General features: G+C 71.1%; 19 protein-coding genes and 1 pseudogene. 13 read left to right on the top strand and 7 right to left on the bottom strand.

The features are described 5' to 3' along the window. The first annotated feature begins 20 nt into the window (after window positions 1–20). The 4 genes from HEP85_RS05680 to HEP85_RS05665 all read left to right on the top strand — a co-directional run bounded on the left by HEP85_RS05680 (window position 21) and on the right by HEP85_RS05665 (window position 3221). Window positions 21–767, top strand: a complete 747-nt coding sequence (locus HEP85_RS05680) for an SDR family NAD(P)-dependent oxidoreductase (RefSeq protein WP_168533373.1) — start codon at window positions 21–23, stop codon at window positions 765–767. Beyond that, a complete protein-coding gene (locus HEP85_RS05675) occupies window positions 764–1837 on the top strand; it encodes a low specificity L-threonine aldolase (protein WP_168526736.1) in 1074 nt (357 codons plus the stop codon). Before HEP85_RS05680 ends, HEP85_RS05675 begins: the two co-directional genes overlap by 4 nt. A 96-nt stretch (window positions 1838–1933) precedes the next feature. Continuing rightward, window positions 1934–2506: a transglutaminase domain-containing protein gene (locus HEP85_RS05670; RefSeq protein WP_168526734.1), complete on the top strand. Its 573-nt coding sequence runs from the start codon at window positions 1934–1936 to the stop codon at window positions 2504–2506. Window positions 2507–2528: 22 nt separating this feature from the next. Next, a complete protein-coding gene (locus tag HEP85_RS05665) occupies window positions 2529–3221 on the top strand; it encodes a B3/4 domain-containing protein (RefSeq protein ID WP_168526733.1) in 693 nt (230 codons plus the stop codon). Between the two features lie 4 nt (window positions 3222–3225). On the opposite strand, the gene HEP85_RS05660 is transcribed toward HEP85_RS05665, so the two are convergent. Then, a complete protein-coding gene (locus HEP85_RS05660) occupies window positions 3226–3954 on the bottom strand; it encodes a 1-acyl-sn-glycerol-3-phosphate acyltransferase (RefSeq protein ID WP_168526731.1) in 729 nt (242 codons plus the stop codon). 187 nt (window positions 3955–4141) lie between these two features. Further along, window positions 4142–4558, bottom strand: a complete 417-nt coding sequence (locus HEP85_RS05655) for a DUF4395 domain-containing protein (RefSeq protein ID WP_168526729.1) — start codon at window positions 4556–4558, stop codon at window positions 4142–4144. 75 nt (window positions 4559–4633) lie between these two features. Here HEP85_RS05655 and HEP85_RS05650 point away from each other — a divergent pair, with 75 nt between their 5' ends. From HEP85_RS05650 to HEP85_RS05630, 5 genes are all read left to right on the top strand, one after another. Beyond that, window positions 4634–5047, top strand: coding sequence for a thioredoxin family protein (locus tag HEP85_RS05650; protein ID WP_168533371.1), 414 nt, complete (start codon window positions 4634–4636; stop codon window positions 5045–5047). Between the two features lie 76 nt (window positions 5048–5123). Beyond that, window positions 5124–5255, top strand: coding sequence for a putative leader peptide (locus tag HEP85_RS05645; RefSeq protein ID WP_356011894.1), 132 nt, complete (start codon window positions 5124–5126; stop codon window positions 5253–5255). 80 nt (window positions 5256–5335) lie between these two features. After that, window positions 5336–5845 carry a flavin reductase family protein gene (locus tag HEP85_RS05640; protein ID WP_168526727.1) on the top strand — a complete coding sequence of 170 codons (510 nt, stop codon included), beginning with the start codon at window positions 5336–5338 and terminating at the stop codon, window positions 5843–5845. A gap of 208 nt (window positions 5846–6053) precedes the next feature. Then, the gene (locus tag HEP85_RS05635; RefSeq protein WP_168526725.1) at window positions 6054–6839 is read left to right on the top strand and encodes an electron transfer flavoprotein subunit beta/FixA family protein; all 786 of its coding nucleotides are present in this window, start codon (window positions 6054–6056) and stop codon (window positions 6837–6839) included. 75 nt (window positions 6840–6914) lie between these two features. Next, window positions 6915–7877: an electron transfer flavoprotein subunit alpha/FixB family protein gene (locus HEP85_RS05630; protein ID WP_168526723.1), complete on the top strand. Its 963-nt coding sequence runs from the start codon at window positions 6915–6917 to the stop codon at window positions 7875–7877. A gap of 57 nt (window positions 7878–7934) precedes the next feature. On the opposite strand, the gene HEP85_RS05625 is transcribed toward HEP85_RS05630, so the two are convergent. Further along, window positions 7935–8831 (bottom strand): endonuclease/exonuclease/phosphatase family protein, encoded by an 897-nt coding sequence (locus HEP85_RS05625; protein WP_369657614.1) that lies wholly within the window; start codon window positions 8829–8831, stop codon window positions 7935–7937. Window positions 8832–9010: 179 nt separating this feature from the next. On the opposite strand from HEP85_RS05625, the gene HEP85_RS05620 reads away from it, so the two are divergent. Next, on the top strand, window positions 9011–10315 hold the full coding sequence (locus tag HEP85_RS05620; protein WP_168526721.1) for an aldolase/citrate lyase family protein: 1305 nt from the start codon (window positions 9011–9013) through the stop codon (window positions 10313–10315). 514 nt (window positions 10316–10829) lie between these two features. Here HEP85_RS05620 and HEP85_RS05615 read toward each other — a convergent pair. After that, window positions 10830–11939, bottom strand: a complete 1110-nt coding sequence (locus tag HEP85_RS05615; RefSeq protein WP_329285647.1) for a LacI family DNA-binding transcriptional regulator — start codon at window positions 11937–11939, stop codon at window positions 10830–10832. Window positions 11940–12089: 150 nt separating this feature from the next. Between HEP85_RS05615 and HEP85_RS05610 the strand changes: the two genes are divergently transcribed. Next, window positions 12090–13049, top strand: coding sequence for an ROK family protein (locus HEP85_RS05610; RefSeq protein WP_168526719.1), 960 nt, complete (start codon window positions 12090–12092; stop codon window positions 13047–13049). Between the two features lie 355 nt (window positions 13050–13404). Here the strand turns inward: HEP85_RS05610 and HEP85_RS05605 are convergent. From HEP85_RS05605 to HEP85_RS05595, 3 genes and pseudogenes are all read right to left on the bottom strand, one after another. Beyond that, window positions 13405–15439, bottom strand: a pseudogene (locus HEP85_RS05605) (NPCBM/NEW2 domain-containing protein). Window positions 15440–15829: 390 nt separating this feature from the next. Further along, complete coding sequence (locus tag HEP85_RS05600) at window positions 15830–16459, bottom strand: hypothetical protein (RefSeq protein WP_369657613.1); 630 nt, start codon at window positions 16457–16459, stop codon at window positions 15830–15832. A 136-nt stretch (window positions 16460–16595) separates the two neighbouring features. Next, window positions 16596–17081, bottom strand: a complete 486-nt coding sequence (locus tag HEP85_RS05595) for an excalibur calcium-binding domain-containing protein (RefSeq protein WP_369657612.1) — start codon at window positions 17079–17081, stop codon at window positions 16596–16598. Window positions 17082–17225: 144 nt separating this feature from the next. Here HEP85_RS05595 and HEP85_RS05590 point away from each other — a divergent pair, with 144 nt between their 5' ends. Further along, window positions 17226–17420: a hypothetical protein gene (locus tag HEP85_RS05590; protein WP_168526717.1), complete on the top strand. Its 195-nt coding sequence runs from the start codon at window positions 17226–17228 to the stop codon at window positions 17418–17420. A gap of 161 nt (window positions 17421–17581) precedes the next feature. After that, a complete protein-coding gene (locus HEP85_RS05585) occupies window positions 17582–18622 on the top strand; it encodes an NUDIX hydrolase (RefSeq protein WP_168526715.1) in 1041 nt (346 codons plus the stop codon). Window positions 18623–18784: the final 162 nt, after the last annotated feature.

Below are 18784 nucleotides of genomic sequence, written 5' to 3'. Positions count from 1 at the left end.
ACGCTCAGGAGGCGAAGAAGATGGCGAACGGAGCTCTCAGCGGTGCAGTGATCGCGGTGGCCGGCGCGGGTGGACCCGCCGGGCGCGCGACGCTGGCCCGGCTCGCCGACGCGGGCGCGACCGTCGTCGGCTCGGACAACGACGCCGAGCGGCTCGCCACGGCCGTGGACGCGGCCCGCTACGGGCACGGCGGCGCCACGGTAGTCGGGGACACGGTCGATCTGCTCGACCTGCAGTCGACACGCGACTGGGCCACCCGCATCGAGAAGGACTTCGGCCGTGTCGACGGTCTGGTCCACCTCGTCGGCGGCTGGCGCGGCAGCGAGACCTTCACCAAGACGATTCTGGACGACTGGGACTTCCTCGAGCTGCTGCTCGTCCGCACCGTGCAGCACACCTCCCTCGCGTTCCACGAGGCGCTGCAGCGCAGCGACCGCGGGCGGTACGTCCTGATCAGCGCCGCGGCCGCGAGCAAGCCGACCGCGAGCAACGCCGCCTACGCCGCGGGCAAGGCCGCCGCCGAGGCGTGGACGCTGGCCATGGCCGACTTCTTCCGCAAGGCGGGGGGCGAGGAGGGTCCGACCTCCGCGGCTGCGATCCTGGTGGTCAAGGCACTGGTGCACGACGCGATGCGCGCCGAGCGCCCGAACGCGAAGTTCGCGGGCTTCACGGACGTCGACGCGCTGGCGGAGTCCATCGCGGGCGTCTGGGACCTGCCCGCCGGTGAAGTGAACGGAAAACGTCTGTGGCTGACCGAGAAGCCGTGAACCCTCCGAAGACCGACGCCCGGCGTCACCACGACCCGGCCGTCCGCGGCTTCGCCAGCGACAACTACGCGGGCGCCCACCCCGAGGTGCTCGCCGCGGTGGCGCTGGCCAACGGCGGACACCAGGTCGCGTACGGCGAGGACGACTACACGGCGAACCTCCAGAAGATCATCCGCAGCCACTTCGGTGCCACCGCGGAGGCCTTCCCGGTCTTCAACGGCACCGGCGCCAACGTGGTCGCGCTCCAGGCGGTCACCGACCGCTGGGGCGCGGTGATCTGCGCCGAGAGCGCGCACATCAACGTCGACGAGGGCGGCGCGCCCGAACGCATGGGCGGCCTCAAACTGCTCACCGTCCCCACGCCCGACGGCAAGCTCACCCCCGAGCTGATCGACCGGCAGGCGTACGGCTGGGACGACGAGCACCGCGCCATGCCGCAGGTCGTCTCGATCACCCAGAGCACCGAACTGGGCACGCTCTACACCCCCGACGAGATCCGTGACATCTGCGACCACGCCCACGCGCACGGCATGAAGGTGCATCTGGACGGGTCCCGGATAGCCAACGCGGCCGCCTCGCTGGACGTCCCGATGCGGACGTTCACGAACGCGGTCGGCGTCGACATCCTGAGCCTGGGCGGGACCAAGAACGGCGCGCTGTTCGGGGAGGCGGTCGTCGTCCTCAACCAGGACGCCGTCCGGCACATGAAGCACCTGCGCAAGCTCTCGATGCAGCTGGCCTCCAAGATGCGTTTCGTCTCCGTGCAGTTGGAGGCGCTGCTCGCCAAGGACCTGTGGCTGCGCAACGCCCGCCACTCCAACGGGATGGCCCAGCGGCTGGCCGAGGGCGTGCGCTCGGTGCACGGCGTGGAGATCCTGCACCCGGTCCAGGCCAACGCGGTCTTCGCCCGCCTCCCGCACGACGTGAGCGAGCGGCTGCAGAAGCGGTACCGCTTCTACTTCTGGGACGAGGCCGCGGGCGACGTCCGCTGGATGTGCTCCTTCGACACGACCGAGGACGACGTCGACGGGTTCCTGGCCGCGCTCAAGGAGGAGATGGCCCACCACTAGGGTGCCGCGCGTCCCTCTCATCGGATGCTGCATAGATATACGGTCGACCGAAAAGTCATTGACTCATGGTCGGCCGTATTCCTATGCTCTGCGGGTATGGAGCTCGTCCAGGAAAACCCCGACCTCTCCGCCTACTTGGCCGACGACGAGGTGATCGACCACCGTCATCCGCTGGTGCGGGAGACGGCCGCCCGGCTCGCGACGGGAGTCGCCGACTCGTATGCCTATGCGCGGGCAGCCTTCGAATTCGTGCGCGACACCATCCCGCACTCGCACGACTCCGGTGATCCGCGGGTCACCTGGCGTGCCTCCGACGTCCTGGAGCGGCGTACCGGCATCTGCTACGCGAAGGCCCATGCCCTGGCCGCGCTGCTGCGTGCCGAGGACATCCCGACGGCGTTCTGCTATCAGAAGTTCGACGAGGTGCACGGACTGGTGGCCGTCCGGTTCCACGGGGCGTGGTACCGGCAGGACCCCCGCGGCAACAAGCCGGGGGTGGACGCGCAGTTCTCCCTGGACGGCGAACGGCTCGCCTTCACGCCTGATCCGGAGTCCAATGAGCTGGACTACTCAGTCCTGTACGCTGAACCTCATCCGGTCGTGCTGAGCGCCCTCAGGGCCGCCCCCGACCGGCCGTACCTCTGGAAGACGCTCCCCACCGCACTCTGAGGCAAGGCAGGCACCGCGGATCATGACTCTCACGCTCACCGTGTCCGACGAGGTGCGTGCCCTGGCACCCGGCTTCACCCACGTCGCCGTCGAGGCGTACGGACTCGCCAACGGGCCGAGCACCGAGGGGACTTCGGCGCTGCTCGACGACGCGGCCCGCCGGCTGGCCGGGCGACTGGACGGCCGCGCCCCGCACGAGGACCCGCACATGGCGGCCTGGCGGGAGGTCTACACGGCCTTCGGGTCCAAGCCCTCGCGCACCCGCAACTCGGCGGAGGCGCTCGCCAGACGTGCCCTGTCGGACACCGGACTGCCCCGGATCAACCTGCTGGTCGACGTCTACAACGCGATCAGCGTCGCCCACCTGATCCCGGTCGGCGGTGAGGACATCGAGCACGTCAGCGGCGGGATGCGGCTCGTACGGGCCACGGGCGACGAGGAGTTCGTGACCGTCGCGGGCGGCGCCGAAACCGTCGAGCACCCGGACGCGGGCGAAGTGGTGTGGCGCGACGGGACCGGCGTGACCTGCCGGCGCTGGAACTGGCGCCAGGGACCGCGTACCCGCCTCACGGAGGAGTCCACCTCCGCGATCTTCCTACTGGAAGGTCTCGCACCGGTGCCGGTGGCCGGGATCGAGGCGGCGGCCGCCGAACTCGCCGAACTGCTGGAGAAGTTCAGCCCCGGGGCGCGCGTCACGGTGCACGCCCCGGAGTGACGGTTCAGTGTGCCTCGGCCGCCTTGACCTGTTCGGGGGTCGGTGCCGTACCACCGAGGTGTGCGGGCATCCACCAGGTGTCGTCCGGTCCCTTGGGGCGGACGGGATAGGCGCGCTGGGCGGCCTCCAGGAGCTCCTGGACACGCTCGCGCAGTCGCCGGGTGATGGCGCCCGCGTACTGGTCCCGCGGGGCCTCCACCGGCTCGCCCACCCGGATCGTGATCGGGGTGTGGCTGCGCTTGAAGTTGCGCGGGTGCCCCTTGGTCCACAGTCGCTGGGTACCCCACAACGCCATCGGGATCAGCGGGACGCCGGCCTCCTGAGCCATGCGCGCGGCACCGGACTTGAAGCTCTTCAGCGCGAAGGACTGCGAGATGGTCGCCTCGGGGAAGACGCCGACGATCTCGCCCGAGCGCAGCGACTCCAGCGCGTGCTGATAAGCGGTCTCGCCCTGCTGCCGGTCCACCGGGATGTGCTTCATGCCCCGCATCAGCGGACCGGAGATCCGGTGCCGGAACACCGACTCCTTCGCCATGAAACGCACCAGGCGCTTCTGCGGCAGGGCGGCCAGACCGTCGAAGATGAAGTCCAGGTAGCTGATGTGGTTGCTGACCAGCACGGCGCCGCCCGAGCGCGGAATGTTCTCCGATCCCTTGCAGTCGATCTTGAGGTCCCAGGCCCTGAACAGCGTTTGGGCGAGACCGACGACGGGACGGTAGACAAGCTCTGCCATGGACGGGGTGGACCCTTCTCTCTGCCTGGGAAGGAGTCCCCCCGGCGGAAAAGTTACGCAGCCGTAGGTTTACGGCATTGCGCAGATCGTGCCCGAAGAACGGACGAGTGGCCAGTCCTGGTGCCTCGCGGCGGCGAGATCCTCGTCACGTCGTCCCCGTGATCCACCTCGGACTTTTAACTCACCTTTACTGAACACGTACGGAGAACCGGCGTACGAGCAGGTACATCTCGCACCCGAGGCAGTACCCGAACGCCGCATTCAGAAACGCGGCCGCCAACGCGCAACCGGTCGCCGCGAGCCCCAGCCAGCCGGGCCCCACCGTGTACCCGATCAGCCCCACCGCCGCGAACGCCAGCCCGACCGCCTGGGCGAACCGCGGTGGCTCCGGCGCCTCGAACTCCGCCGGCGGCCCGATCCGGGGACGTACCGCGGTCTTGAACAGCAGGCCGTACGGCGAGCGCGCCACGCCTCCCGCCGCGCCCAGCGCGAACGCCAGTGTCTGCCAGGCCAGTAGCCAGGCGCTGCCGGTGACCAGTACGGCCGCCAGTACGACGGTCGTCACGGCCGCGCCGAACCGCGGCCCCCTCACATCGATGTCCATGAATCAAGCATTCCGCAGCGGGGGCGGTCCGCGGCCCCGGGAATCTTTGCGGTCTCATGAATGCTTGTGCACATGATGAGCGGACTTGTGGTGTGCGTGGTGGTGCTCGCCGCGGCGAGCGGATACGGACTGCTGCATCGGCGGCGGAGCGGGAGGGTGAGAGTGCGCGGACGCGACGGCGGAAAGCGGCTCGGCGCAGCGGAGTTGGGGGAGGGGCTCGGCGAACGGGCCACGCTCGTCCAGTTCTCCAGCGCCTTCTGCGCCCCCTGCCGGGCCACCCGGAGGGTGCTCGCCGAGGTCGCCGTGCTGGTGCCCGGCGTGTCCCATGTCGAGATCGACGCCGAGGACCACCTCGACCTCGTCCGCGAACTGGACATCCTCAAGACGCCGACCGTGCTCGTACTGGACGCCGAAGGACGGATCGTGCGCCGCGCGACCGGCCAGCCGCGCAAGGCGGACGTGATCGCGGCGCTCGGCGAGGCCGTGTGACCCCGTCGGACCGCCGGGATCCGGCCGGCCCGGACCGACTCCGTCCATCCGTGAGGCGACGGTGAGACAGCTCCCAATGGCCGGGCCGCACTTGACTGCACGGTCCACCTATCGTCAGCCTGACCGTATGCCCCTGGAACTCCTTCTCTTCGAGCGTGTCCACGTGGACCTGGCCCGCACCGCCAGTGCGTGCTGTCCGGTCTGTTGAGCACCCGCGGACCCTCTCCCGCCCTCGGCGACGCCCGGGCGGGGGACGCCCACGACACCTCTCGCAGTGAGGACGACTCCATGACGGCCACGCCCGGTCTCGGCACCTACCAGCTCGCCTCGCCCGAACTGCTGCGCTCCGTCTTCCGGCGGCACGCCGCCGGTGTCGCCGTGATCACGGCCCAGGGCGGCGGGGGCCCGGTCGGCTTCACCGCCACCTCGCTCACCTCGGTCTCCGCGGAACCCCCGATCATCTCCTTCGGTGTCGGCTCCGGCGCGTCGAGCTGGCCCGCGATCTCCGAGTCCGACCACGTCGGCGTGCACATACTCGGCGAGCATCAGCGGGAGTTGGCCGCCACCTTCGCCAGGAGCGGCGCCGACCGTTTCGGCGCGCCCACCCGGTGGCGCGCGGGGCCCGAGAGTGTTCCGGTTCTCGACGACGTGCTGGCCTGGCTCGTGTGCCGGATCGTGGCGCGGGTCCCGGCGGGGGACCACCGCATCGTGCTGGCCGAGGTCGTTCTCGGCGACCCCTCGGGAGCCGGGAGCCCCCTCCTCTATCACCAGGGCCGGTTCAACGGCCTGCGCGACTGACCCGGGCCTTTCCGAACCTACTCGTCGGTTACACAGCGTTGCCAAGGTCACAGTGCAAAGCGCTTGCTCAGTGGGCAGGAACTGGGTGTACTGGCGAGTAATATTTCGTTCGGAGCGCGGGCCGCCCCGACCGGGATCGGCCGCTTCAGGCGCCTATGCTGCCTGAAAGAAGGCAGCCCAGAAATGACGATGCAGTAGGAGAGCCGGCGTGAGCTTGAGGATCGTTGTCACTGTGAAGTACGTGCCCGACGCCACTGGCGACCGGCACTTCGCCGATGACCTGACCGTCGACCGTGACGACGTGGACGGTCTGCTCTCGGAGCTCGACGAGTACGCGGTGGAGCAGGCGCTGCAGATCGCCGACGAAGCGGACGACGCCGAGATCACCGTGCTGACCGTCGGTCCCGAGGACGCCAAGGACGCGCTGCGCAAGGCGCTGTCGATGGGTGCCGACAAGGCCATCCACGTCGAGGACGACGGCCTGCACGGCACCGACGCCATCGGCACCTCGCTGGTGCTCGCCAAGGCGATCGAGAAGGCCGGCTACGACCTGGTCATCTCCGGTATGGCGTCCACCGACGGCACCGCCGGTATCGTTCCGGCGCTCCTCGCGGAGCGTCTGGGTGTCCCGCAGGTCACGCTGCTGTCCGAGGTCTCCGTCGCGGACGGCGTCGTCAAGGGCCGCCGTGACGGCGACACCGCCTCCGAGCAGCTGGAGGCCGCGCTGCCGGCCGTCGTGTCGGTGACCGACCAGTCCGGCGAGGCGCGCTACCCCTCCTTCAAGGGCATCATGGCCGCCAAGAAGAAGCCGGTGGAGGCCTGGGACCTGGAGGACCTGGAGATCGAGGCGGACGAGGTCGGTCTCGAGGGCTCCTGGACCAAGGTCGATTCCGCCGCCGAGCGCCCGGCGCGCACCGCCGGCACGATCGTCAAGGACGAGGGCGAGGGCGGCAAGCAGCTCGCCGAGTTCCTCGCGGGCCAGAAGTTCATCTGAGTCCCGTTCGAGGCTCGCTGAACCCCGACACGCCGACCGCCCCTCATCTTTCGTAAGCAGGAGAGAAGAAGTCCCATGGCTGAAGTTCTCGTCTACGTCGACCACGTGGACGGCGCCGTCCGCAAGCCCACCCTGGAGCTGCTGACGCTGGCCCGCCGTATCGGCGAGCCCGTCGCCGTCGCCCTCGGCCCCGGTGCCGGGAACACCGCGGCCGCGCTCGCCGAGCACGGTGCGGTGAAGGTCCTCACCCACGATGCCGCCGAGTACGCCGACTACCTGGTCGTGCCGAAGGTGGACGCGCTGCAGGCCGCGTACGAGGCCGTGTCCCCGGCCGCCGTGCTCGTCCCGTCCTCCGCCGAGGGCAAGGAGATCGCGGCCCGCCTCGCGGTCCGTATCGGCTCCGGCATCATCACCGACGCGGTCGACCTGGAGGCCGGTGACGAGGGCCCGGTCGCGACGCAGTCCGCGTTCGCCGCCTCCTTCACCACCAAGTCCCGTGTCTCCAAGGGCACCCCGGTCATCACGGTCAAGCCCAACAGCGCCGCCGTCGAGGCCGCCCCGGCCGCCGGCGCGGTCGAGGCCCTCACGGTCTCCTTCTCGGAGAAGGCCACCGGCACCAAGGTCACCGCGCGCACCCCGCGCGAGGCGACCGGCCGCCCCGAGCTCACCGAGGCCGCGATCGTGGTCTCCGGCGGCCGCGGCGTCAACGGCGCCGAGAACTTCTCGGTCATCGAGAACCTCGCCGACTCCCTCGGCGCGGCCGTGGGCGCCTCACGCGCCGCGGTGGACGCCGGCTGGTACCCGCACTCCAACCAGGTCGGCCAGACCGGCAAGTCCGTCTCGCCGCAGCTGTACATCGCCTCCGGCATCTCCGGCGCCATCCAGCACCGCGCGGGTATGCAGACGTCGAAGACGATCGTCGCGATCAACAAGGACGCCGAGGCCCCGATCTTCGACCTCGTCGACTACGGCGTGGTCGGCGACCTCTTCGAGGTCGTCCCGCAGCTCACCGACGAGATCAAGACCCGCAAGGGCTGACCGAGTCCGGCCGTACGAGGCCCCCGTGACCGCCCGCGCGGTCACGGGGGCCTCGGTTCATCCCAGGCGCAGAGCGGCCCGCACGGGCAGGTGGTCGCTCGGACACCGCCCGTTCGGGGAGAAGGTGTCGACCAGCGTCCGGTCCGCGCGCACCCCGGGCGTGGCGAGGATCCAGTCGATACGGTCGCCGCCGGGCACCAGGGGGCCGTAGCCGTGGAAGGTGGCGTACGGGGCGCCGCGCTCGGCCGCGGTGTCCCAGGTGTCGACGAGACCGGCGCCCAGCATCGCGTCGTAGACCGGGTTCTTGTGGGCGGCGCTGTTGAAGTCGCCGGTGACCACGAGCGGCAGGGCGTGGTCGAGCCCGGCGATCCGCTGCCCGATCAGCGCGGCGGCCCGCATGCGTGCGTACTGACTCCCGCTGTCCAGATGGGTGTTGAGGATGTAGAACTCCCGTCCGCCGGCGCGCAGATCACGGAAGCGGACCCAGGTGACCATGCGGATGTGGGAGCCGCCCCAGGTGTTCGAGGCGATCACCTCAGGGGTGTCGGAGAGCCAGAAGTGGTCGTACCCGGCCGGGGCGAGGCGATCGGTGTCGTAGAAGACCGCCGTGAACTCGTCACGGCTGCCGCCCGCGCGCCCGGTGCCGATCCAGTCGTAACGCCGTCCGAGGTCGGACGCGATGTCACGCAGCTGCGGGTAGAGGCCTTCCTGGGTGCCGATGACGTCGGGGGCCGCCCGGCGCAGCAGCTCGCGCATCACCGGACGGCGCGCCGCCCAGCTGTGCGGCCCGGCGGTGCTCGCGAAGCGGAGGTTGAACGTCATCACGTCCAGTGGGTGTCCGCCGCCGCGGCGGCCGGCGGCCGCGGGCGCCGTACCGAGCAGGGGCACGGTCATCGCGGCGGCCACCGCGGTCCGCAGACCCAGGCGCCGGGTCACCCGGCGGATGTTCGACATGTCATCCCCTCCCCGCACGGCCAGCATGAGGGGTGCGGGGCGGTGCGCGAAAGAAGGCATGGGGCAGGAGAGAACTCGACGGACCAGGGTGCGGACAGGTGTTGACCACGGGAAGCGCCCTGGATAACTTCGCTCTACGGATTGTTGATTCCGCCAAGCGGAAAACAGGAGGGTGTGGGATGGGCAAGGGCCAGCAGGAGAACGTGGCGACAAGCCTCGCGGGCGCCGTCAGCGAGGAGATCAGCGCCTCTCTCGCCCCGGTCGACGCCGAACTGGAGCGCCGCTACCCCGGAGACCCCGGCACCCGGCAGCCCGTCCACACCGTGTACGTCCCCGCGGACGCGTTCACCGCCGACACCATCCGCTCCTGGGGCGACCGGGCGCTCGCGGCCCTCGACGAGCACGCCCCCGACGCCGCTTCCTTCGCCGCGGTCCTCGGCCTCGCCGACGACCTCGCCGGACCCGTGTACGACCGGGTACGGGCCAAACTGGAGCGGGAGCCCGTCGAGGACCTGCGTGTCGACTTCGAGGACGGCTACGGCCCGCGCCCGGACGCCGAGGAGGACGAGGCGGCGGCGCGCGCGGCCCGGCTGATCGCACAGGCGTACGCCGACGGCACGGCGGCTCCGTACATGGGCATCCGCATGAAGTGCATGGAGGCATCGGTCCGCCGGCGGGGCATCCGTACGCTCGACGTCTTCCTCACCGGCCTGATGGACGCGGGCGGTCTGCCCGAGGGGCTGGTCCTCACCCTCCCCAAGGTGACGTACGCGGAGCAGGTCACCGCGATGGTGCGTCTGCTGGAGGAGTTCGAGAAGGCGCGCGGTCTCGCGCCGGGGCGGATCGGCTTCGAGATCCAGATCGAGACCAGCCAGTCGATCCTCGCGACCGACGGTACCGCGACCGTCGCCCGGATGATCCAGGCCGCCGAGGGCCGTGCCACGGGCCTGCACTACGGCACCTTCGACTACAGCGCCTGCCTCGGCGTCAGCGCCGCCCACCAGGCCAGTGACCACCCGGCCGCCGACCACGCCAAGGCGATCATGCAGGTCGCCGCCGCGGGCACCGGCGTACGCGTCTGCGACGGCTCCACGAACGTGCTGCCCGTCGGACCGACCGAGAAGGTGCACGACGCCTGGCGACTGCACTACGGCCTCACCCGCCGCGCCCTGGCCCGCGCCTACTACCAGGGCTGGGACATGCACCCCGGCCACATCCCGACCCGCTACGCGGCCGTGTTCGCCTTCTACCGCGAGGGCTTCGCGCAGGCCGCCGCGCGTCTGGCCCGCTACGCCAACCGCACCGACGGCGACGTCATGGACGAACCCGCCACCGCCAAGGCGCTCAGCGGCTATCTTCTGCGCGGCCTGGACTGCGGCGCTCTCGACATCGCGGAGGTGGCCCGGCTGGCGGGTCTGACACGGGCGGACCTGGAGGGTTTCGCCGCGCCGAGGCGCGGAGACCTGACCGCCTCGGCGCAGTAGAGCGTCCGGCGGGCGGCGCGGGCAGCGGAGAGATCGCGGGCAACACGGGGATCGCGGGCAACGCGGGGATCAAGGGCGACCGCCGACGAGCCGCCCTCCGGCCGGCGCGGACGGCGGCCTCCTCGTCGCGTACCTTTCCAGCCTGGACGCCGCGGTGTGTCCTGCCCGAAGACCGGCCGACCGGCTGCGTCGACCACCACGGCGTCCTGCACGGCGGCTCGGGGACGTTCCGTGCGCATCCCGGTGAGCGTCCGCGCGGAAGGCGTCGACTCGCGCAGCACGCCCGGCGCGTGGACGGGCGACGTGGACTCCTGCGCCCCCGGCTCACCTGGCCCGAGACGCCGACCCCGGCGTTCCCGACGCGTGCCCGCGCCATCGGGACCATGCCGTCCCCCCCGTACCGGGCTGCCTTGAACCGGAGTTGGGCGGGACAGGTGTGGGGGGGCGGACCGTGAGGACCGGCACGGGGTCCCCGTACGTCCGGCGCGGCCGCGTGGGTCCGGGCGGCCACGGCTCAGGCCGAGGGGGGCAGTTCACCCGAGCCGCGGGTGATCAGACGGGTCGGCAGCTCTATGCGTTCCGGGGTGATGAGGGTGCCGTCGAGCTGGCGGAAGAGACGGTCGGCGGCGGTGCGGCCGAGAGCGGCGGCGTCCTGGGCGACGACGGTGACACCCGGCTGGAGGAGGTCGGCGAGCTCGATGTCGTCGAAGCCGACCAGGGCGACCGGACGTCCGTGCTCGGCGAGGACCCGGACCACCGTGACCGTCACACGGTTGTTGCCCGCGAAGATCGCGGTGACCGGGGAGTCGCCCGAGAGCATCTCCTCCGCGGCGTCACGGACCCGCAGCGGATCCGTGACACCCAGGGACATCCAGGCGGGCGCGACCGCTATGCCCGCGTCCTCCATGGCCGCGCGATAGCCGCGCAGCCGTTCGGCGGCGGTGTGGATGCGGGGCATGTCACCGATGAAGCCGATCCGGCGGTGACCGTGGTCGATCAGGTGGGTCACGCCGTCCCGGGCCCCGCCGAAGCTGTCGGAGAGGACCACGTCGGCGTCGATCTGTCCCGCCGGGCGGTCCACGAAGACGGTGGCGACGCCGGCCTTGATCTCGGGTTCGAGGTAGCGGTGGTCGTCGCCGGCCGGAATGACGACCAGCCCGTCCACACGGCGCGCGCACAGGGCGAGGACCAGCTCCTGCTCACGCTCGGGGTCCTCGGCGCTGGAGCCGTTGATGAGCAGCGCGCCGTGGGCACGGGCCACCTCCTCCACCGCGCGGCTGAGCGGGCCGTAGAACGGGTCCGCGAGGTCCTCCAGGACGAGGCCGATGCTCGCGGTGCGGCCCTTGCGCAGCACCCGCGCGCTGTCGTTGCGCCGGAAGCCCAGCGCGTCGATGGCCTCCTGCACCCGGCGCTCGGTGTCCGGGGTCACGCCCGGCTCGCCGTTGACCACGCGTGAGACCGTCTTGAGACCCACGCCGGCGCGCGCCGCCACGTCCTTCATGGTCGGGCGATTGCCGTATCGGTTCTCGGATCGGCGGGCGGTCTCTGCCACGATGCGCTGTCCTGTCCTGTCGTCCACGGTGATGCGACCATTCCTGTCGTCCCCGGTGATGCGATGGTCCATGGGGATGTATGAGGATGTGGCGTCGAGCATAGAGCCTGGACAACGTTGTCAGATGCGGGGGACACTGTTCACCGCATTCTCCGGCCTGCGCCCCCCACCGCGAGACCGGTCTGCCCTGTTTCGCAAGGTTCACCAGGAGAACTGACACTGATGCACACCGACCTCGTGGCCGCGCTCGACATCGGCGGCACCAAGATCGCCGGAGCGCTCGTGGACGGCCGTGGCCGGATCCTCCTGCGCGCGCAGCGTGCGACACCCGCGCAGGAGGACGGCGACACCGTCATGGGGGCCGTGGAGGCCGTGGTCGGTGAACTCACCCTCTCCCCGCTGTGGAGCAGGGCCGCGGCCGTCGGCATCGGCAGCGCGGGCCCGGTGGACGCCTCCGCGGGCACCGTGAGTCCCGTGAACGTGCCGGGCTGGCGTGACTACCCGCTGGTCGAGCGGGTCCGCGAGGCCACGGGCGGTCTGCCCGTCGAGCTGATCGGCGACGGCGTGGCCATCACGGCGGCCGAGCACTGGCAGGGTGCCGCCCGTGGTCACGACAACGCGCTGTGCATGGTGGTGTCGACGGGCGTCGGTGGCGGGCTGGTCCTGAACGGACAGCTGCACGCGGGCCCCACCGGCAACGCGGGCCACATCGGGCACATCAGCGTGGACCTCGACGGCGACCTCTGCCCGTGCGGCTCCCGGGGCTGCGTGGAGCGCATCGCGAGCGGCCCGAACATCGCTCGACGTGCCCTGGAGGGCGGCTGGCTGCCCGGACCCGACGGCGACACGTCGGCCGCCGCGGTGGCCGACGCCGCCCGTGCGGGCGATCCGGTGGCGGTGGCCTCCTTCGAGCGGGCCGCCAGGGCGCTCGCGGCGGGCATCGCGGCCACCGCGACCCTCGTCGAGATCGACATCGCCGTCATCGGCGGAGGTGTGGGCAAGGCGGGCGACGTGCTCCTCGACCCGCTGCGCAAGGCGCTGGGCGACTACGCGACGTTGTCCTTCGTACGGCGGCTGACCGTGGCGCCCGCGCTGATGGGCACGGACGCCGGTCTGGTCGGCGCGGCGGCGGCCGCGCTCAGCAGGCAGCCGAACGAGACGGCCGCGCGGGTCGGCGGCTGAGTGCTGCGGCCGGGTGACGGGGGCGGGTGACGGGGACGGGGTAACGGGCGGCGTGACTGGTCGGGACCCCGGTCGTCACGGCACCCGGTCGTCACGGCATCCGGGCATTCGGGCGCCCTGGCACCCGGGCATTCGGCTTTCCGGTCGGTCGATCGGCCCGGTCGGCGTGCCCGTCGGTGTGTCCGGCGGTGTGTCCGTCACGTCGGTATGTCGGTTGCGTCGACAGTTTGGTCGCGTCGACATGTCGGTCGCGCGGTCGGGAGGCCGGTGAGCGGCTCCCCCTCCCGGGCAAGCGGCTCAGCCGCTCAGTCAGCCGGGTGGCCGACCGGCCCTCCCGTCGTCCGGGGCGGCCCGCTCAGCAGGTAAGCCGCGCGTCGGCCCAGTCGGCGTGGTCCGAGTCGATCCCGTCACCGCCGTCGGTGACGACCAGCCGGACCACCTCGGCGCCGCTCACGTCGGCCGACACGGGCTGCGCGGGCATCGCGTTGGTGAGCACCCCGGTCGAGGCGACCTCGGTGCCGTCCGCCCAGATCTCGAAGGCGACGGTGCCCCTGTCGCCCTTCTCGTCGTCGACCCCGACGTCCGCGGTGACGGTCTCGCACTCCTTGCCGGTGTAGTACTCGACGGCGCTCGCGGCGTGCACACCGAGGCCCTTGGCATGGACGACACCGCCGAGGGTGATCGGATGACCGTCACCCGCGGCGCTCTCGCCGTTGCTGGTGTCGCGCTCGACGGGCCCGTACCCGTTGGCCGCCGACATCCACGGCAGGTCGCCGAGGGAGGAGGTGCCCGGGGGAGGAGGCACGACCACGGAGGCCGTCACGGGCAGCACGGTCTCGACGCGCACGCCGCGCGGTGAGCGGTACGTCGCCTTCAGCGTCAGGTCGTACGATCCGGTGGCGGTGCCCTCGGGCACGGTGAGCCGCCACTTCGTGCGCAGCGAACGGCCGGTCGGCACCGCCGGCGCGGTGGTCCGTGACGCCGCCCTGATCGTCCAGTCCGCGGGACCGCTGAGCTTCACGGCGACGCGTCGTGCGGTCGTGCGGCCGAGGTCGGTGACCGTCGTCGTCAGGGTCGCCGGCTCACCTGCTTCGACCAACGGGGCTGTGCCCAGGCCGAGTTCGACGGCGGGGGGCTGCGCGGCCCAGCCGCGTCCGGCCGAGACGCGGACGAGCACCGTGCCGTGCGCGGGGACGGTCGCGGAGATGCCGCCCGCGGTGTTGTAGCTCCGGTGCTGCCACAGGTCGCGCAGGGTGTAGGCGGGAGCCGCCGGGAGTCCCACGGCCGCCGCCGTGGTGGCGATGCGCTGTGCGCCGCCGGTCTCGTTGAACAGCGCCACCGCCCGGCTGCCGTCCTTCATCTCCTTGGCGACCACCCAGCGTCCGCCCTCGGAGGAGAGCACGGTGCCCTGTTTGCCGAGGGGGTCCTGATCGACCGCCACGACTTCCTTGTTGGCGAGGATGTCGAAGGTGGCGGGGGTCGCCTTGCGCAGGTCGGAGCCGATGAGCAGGGGTGCGGCCATGACCGACCAGAGGGAGAAGTGCGAGCGGTACTCGGTGTCGGTCATCCCGCCGTTGCCGACCTCCAGCATGTCCGGGTCGTTCCAGTGCCCGGGACCGGCGTACGGGGCGAGGGGCAGGTTCTGTTTGAGGATCGACAGCATCGAGCCCCAGTTGTCGCTGATGTCCCCGGTCGTGCGCCACAGATGCCCGACGTCCGACGCCCACTCCCAAGGCTTGTTCTCTCCCCACTCGCAGATGCTGTAGACGATGGGGCGCCCTGTTTCCCGGGAAGCGGCCCGCAATGCGTCCCGCATGGTCGTGTAGCGCGACTTGGCGTCCACGCCCTGGTTGTTGCAGTTGTCGTACTTGAGGTAGTCGACGCCCCAGTCCGCGAACTGCCGGGCGTCGCTGTACTCGTGGCCAAGGGCGCCGGGGAAGCCCGCGCTGTCGCACGTCTTCGTGCCCGCGCTGGTGTAGACGCCGAGCTTGAGACCCTTGGCGTGCACGTAGTCGGCGACCGCCTTGATCCCGTCGGGGAACCGGGCCGGGTCCGGGACCAGTTTGCCGTCCGCGTCCCGGGAGGGCAGGGCCCAGCAGTCGTCCAGGTTGACGTACTGGTACCCGGCGTCCTTGAGGCCCTTCTCGACGAAGAGATCGGCGATCCCCTTGACCATGCTCTCGTTGAACTCCTCGCGGCAGTGCGTGGAGTTCCAGTTGTTGAAGCCCATCGGCGGGGTGAGGGCGAGACCGTCGGCCAGGGCGGGGGCGACCGGGTCCGTGGCGGGGGTGGCCAGGGGCTTACGCGGCGAGGCCGGTCGTACACAACAGTCCTGCGACGAGTGCTCCGACCAATCTGTTGCGGGTTGTGGGGGTGTGAAGGTGACGCATCGTTACGTTCCTCCGAACTCGCGAAAGACGAGCCTGTCTGCATGTCCGCGACAAGTGTGCGCGTTTACGGTAGGACGTGTCTGACTCTGTTGGAAGAGGGGGGCGAGAACTGTCCGATATCCCGTCAGAACCCTTGACGACGCGACAGCATGGGGATGAGACCCCAGCCGTACGTTCGGTTGTGGTGGAAGGTGTCCCGAGGAGGGGTGCACGGGGCAGTCGGCGCCCGGAGGGCAGTGCCGTATCCGAAGGCGCGGCGGGACATCGGAGGTCCCGGCGAAAATCGTGCTGAGTCAGACGCCTTGACCCCGGCGCGCCGCAGCCCCTCGCCGGACGCGGTCCTTCGTGGCCGGCCGAGGGATGCGAGCGTCGGCCCCCTGTCCGCCCTTACTAGCAGGGTTCGTCGAACTTGACCGCTGTGAGTTCCACCGGCCGGCCGCGGAGTGCGGTGCCGGCGGCCGGAGACTGGGTGCACACCTTCCAGTTGCTCTCGACCAGGATCCAACGCCTCGCGTCGGAAGCGTCCTTGACCGTGAAGGACGTGCCCGGGTCGAGCGCGGCCCGCGCCGCCTTCACGGACTTCCCCGAGAAGTCCGGAATCTTCCCGCCCGCCGTGGACGGGGCCGCCACATCCTTCGACGGGCATGTCTCGGCGAGCTTCGCCGAACCGAAGTCCAGTGTCGTGTCGGTGCCGGCCGTCGTGCCGGCCCTCATGTTCTGTGAGCAGACCTTCCAGTCCCGGTCGAGGATCTGGTGGCGGTCACGGCCGAGCGAGTCGTGCGACCTCAGCGAACGGAAGCCCTGCTTCTGCGCCTTGTCCTGAGCGGACTGCAGGCCCATGCCGACGAAGTCGGGCACCGTTTTCCGTTCGGCCGCGGTCGGCTTGTCGTCCTTCGGTGTCGAAGCCGCGGCGGTCGGGGCCGAAGTGCCGTCGGCCTTGCTGCCGTCCGTCGGCTGACAGGCGGCGACACCGCCGACGCCGACCGTGAGCAGGACGGCACTGATGATCCGGGTGCGCACGTATTCCCCCAAGTGGTACTGATGCGGACGGAATGCACTGACAGGATACGAAACGGCGCACGCCGTGTTTTCTGGTCGACTGTCATCGACCCATGGCGGACGGGCGGTTCCGGGGATCGCCTGAGGCCGTAGCTCCTCATTCGCAGCCCACCCCGTCCCCGTCACGGTCGAGATGGCGGCCGTAGCCGGGGTCCCCGACGTGTACGGGAGCGGCACCCGCCGCACGGGCGGCGGTGCAGTTCTCGTAGTACACGGCGCTTCCACCGCCGCTTCCGTCGCTGTCGTCGCTGCCGCCGCCCGCGGCGGCCGGCCGCGCGGTGACCGTCGCGCGTACGGTCTTCGTCGTCCGCACGGTCACGGTGGCGGAGGGTGTCGCGGTGACCGTCTCGGTCGCCGTCTCCGTGGCGGTGGCCGTAGCCGTGGCGGTGACGGTGGGTGTCGGGCGGGTCCGGGCCGCGGCCGACTCGGTGGAGCCCCCACCGCTGTTGCCGATGCCGACCCCGACGAACAGGGTCACGGCGAGCGCGGGCACGACGTAGCGTTTGCGCGCCCAGCCGGGCGCGGTGCGGACGTTCGGGGCCGGAGGCGCGCCGGCGGGTCCTGGGCTGTACGGATTGGTCACGGTCGTCCCCCTCGGGGTGTTTCGCGTGGGATGACGGTAGTGGCGCGCATGTGTCCGGAAGGGGCGAGCGGGGTTTGCGTGACCGAGCCGTGACTTGTCGTCACCGGACCGTGACCCGTCGCCGTTTTGGGAGTTGAACCGGGCATGAAGAAGCGCAGCATGCTGGCCATCGCCTCCCTCGCCACCGGGTTCGTCGTCGCGGCGATCACCCCGTCCCATGCCCTCGACGGCAGTGCCCTCGGCGACCTGCACGTCGACGACACGCTCAGCTCCGTCGACCACACGCTCAGCAGCGAAAGCCTGGCCACGGGCGACTCCGCACCGGACCGGAAGGGCTGAGCGCCGGACCGGAACGCCTGAGCCGAAGCGGCACGCGCGCGGCGCCGGTGCCCCAGCGACGGGGGGTCGGCGACGCGCCGTTCGGCTCCCTCATCAGGGGCTGGTTTCCGTGGCAGGGTGGAGCGGGCAAGCCACAGGGGGCCAACAGAAGAGGGGGAACCGTGATCGTCTGGATCAACGGTGCGTTCGGTGCGGGGAAGACCACCACCGCACGGGAACTGATCGACCTGATCCCGAACAGCACGCTCTTCGACCCCGAGGTCATCGGCGGCGGACTCACGAAACTGCTGCCGCCCAAGCACCTCGCCGAGGTCGGCGACTTCCAGGACCTGCCGATCTGGCGGCGCCTGGTGGTCGACACCGCGGCCGCCATGCTCGCGGAGCTCGGCGGCGTCCTCGTGGTTCCCATGACCCTCCTGCGTCAGGAGTACCGCGACGAGATCTTCGGCGGCCTCGCCTCGCGCCGGATCGAGGTGCGCCATGTCCTCCTCGCTCCGGCGGAAACGATCCTGCGCGAGCGCATCGCGGGCCGGGAGATACCCGAGGACCTGCCAGAGGGCGAGATACGGATGCGCCAGTGGTGCTACGACCACATCGAGCCCTACCGCACGGCGCTCGCCTCCTGGCTCACCGCCGACGCCCACCCCGTCGACACCAGCGCCCTGACCCCGTACGACACCGCACTGCGCATCGCCGAGGCGGTCCGCACCGGCGGCGTGGCCGCCTGCGACATCGTGCAGACCCCCGAACCCACCTCCGAGACCGTCGCCGCGGGCGTGCTCCTCTTCGACGAGCAGGACCGGGTGCTGCTCGTCGACCCGACGTACAAGGCCGGCTGGGAGTTTCCCGGCGGCGTCGTCGAGTCCGGCGAGGCCCCCGCCCGTGCGGGCATGCGCGAGGTCGCCGAGGAGACCGGCATACGGCTCGACGACGTACCCGGCCTGCTCGTCGTCGACTGGGAACCGCCCGCGCCGCCCGGTTACGGCGGTCTGCGCCTCCTCTACGACGGCGGCCTGCTCGGCTCCGACGAGGCCCGCCGACTGCTGCTGCCGGGACCGGAGTTGCGTGCCTGGCGCTTCGCCACCGAACAGGAGGCGGCCGACCTGCTGCCCCCGGTGCGCTACGAGCGGCTGCGGTGGGCGCTGCGGGCGCGGGAACGTGGCGCCGCACTGTATCTGGAGGCCGGTGTCCCGGTCGGCTGAGCCGGCCGAGTCCGGTGCGCGCCAAGCGAGTTGACGGCGAATCAGTTCAAGGTACGGGCTCCCGCCGCCGCGTGCGGCAGACATGCCCGCCACCCCGCGCATCGCGCACGGCGCCGTGACTTCGCCCGACGTGTGGTGGAGGGCCGCGCCTCGTCGTGAGGC

The sequence above is a fragment of the Streptomyces sp. RPA4-2 genome (assembly GCF_012273515.2).
Taxonomy (GTDB): Bacteria; Actinomycetota; Actinomycetes; order Streptomycetales; family Streptomycetaceae; genus Streptomyces; species Streptomyces kaempferi.
This window is presented reverse-complemented; position numbering and strand designations above follow the sequence as displayed.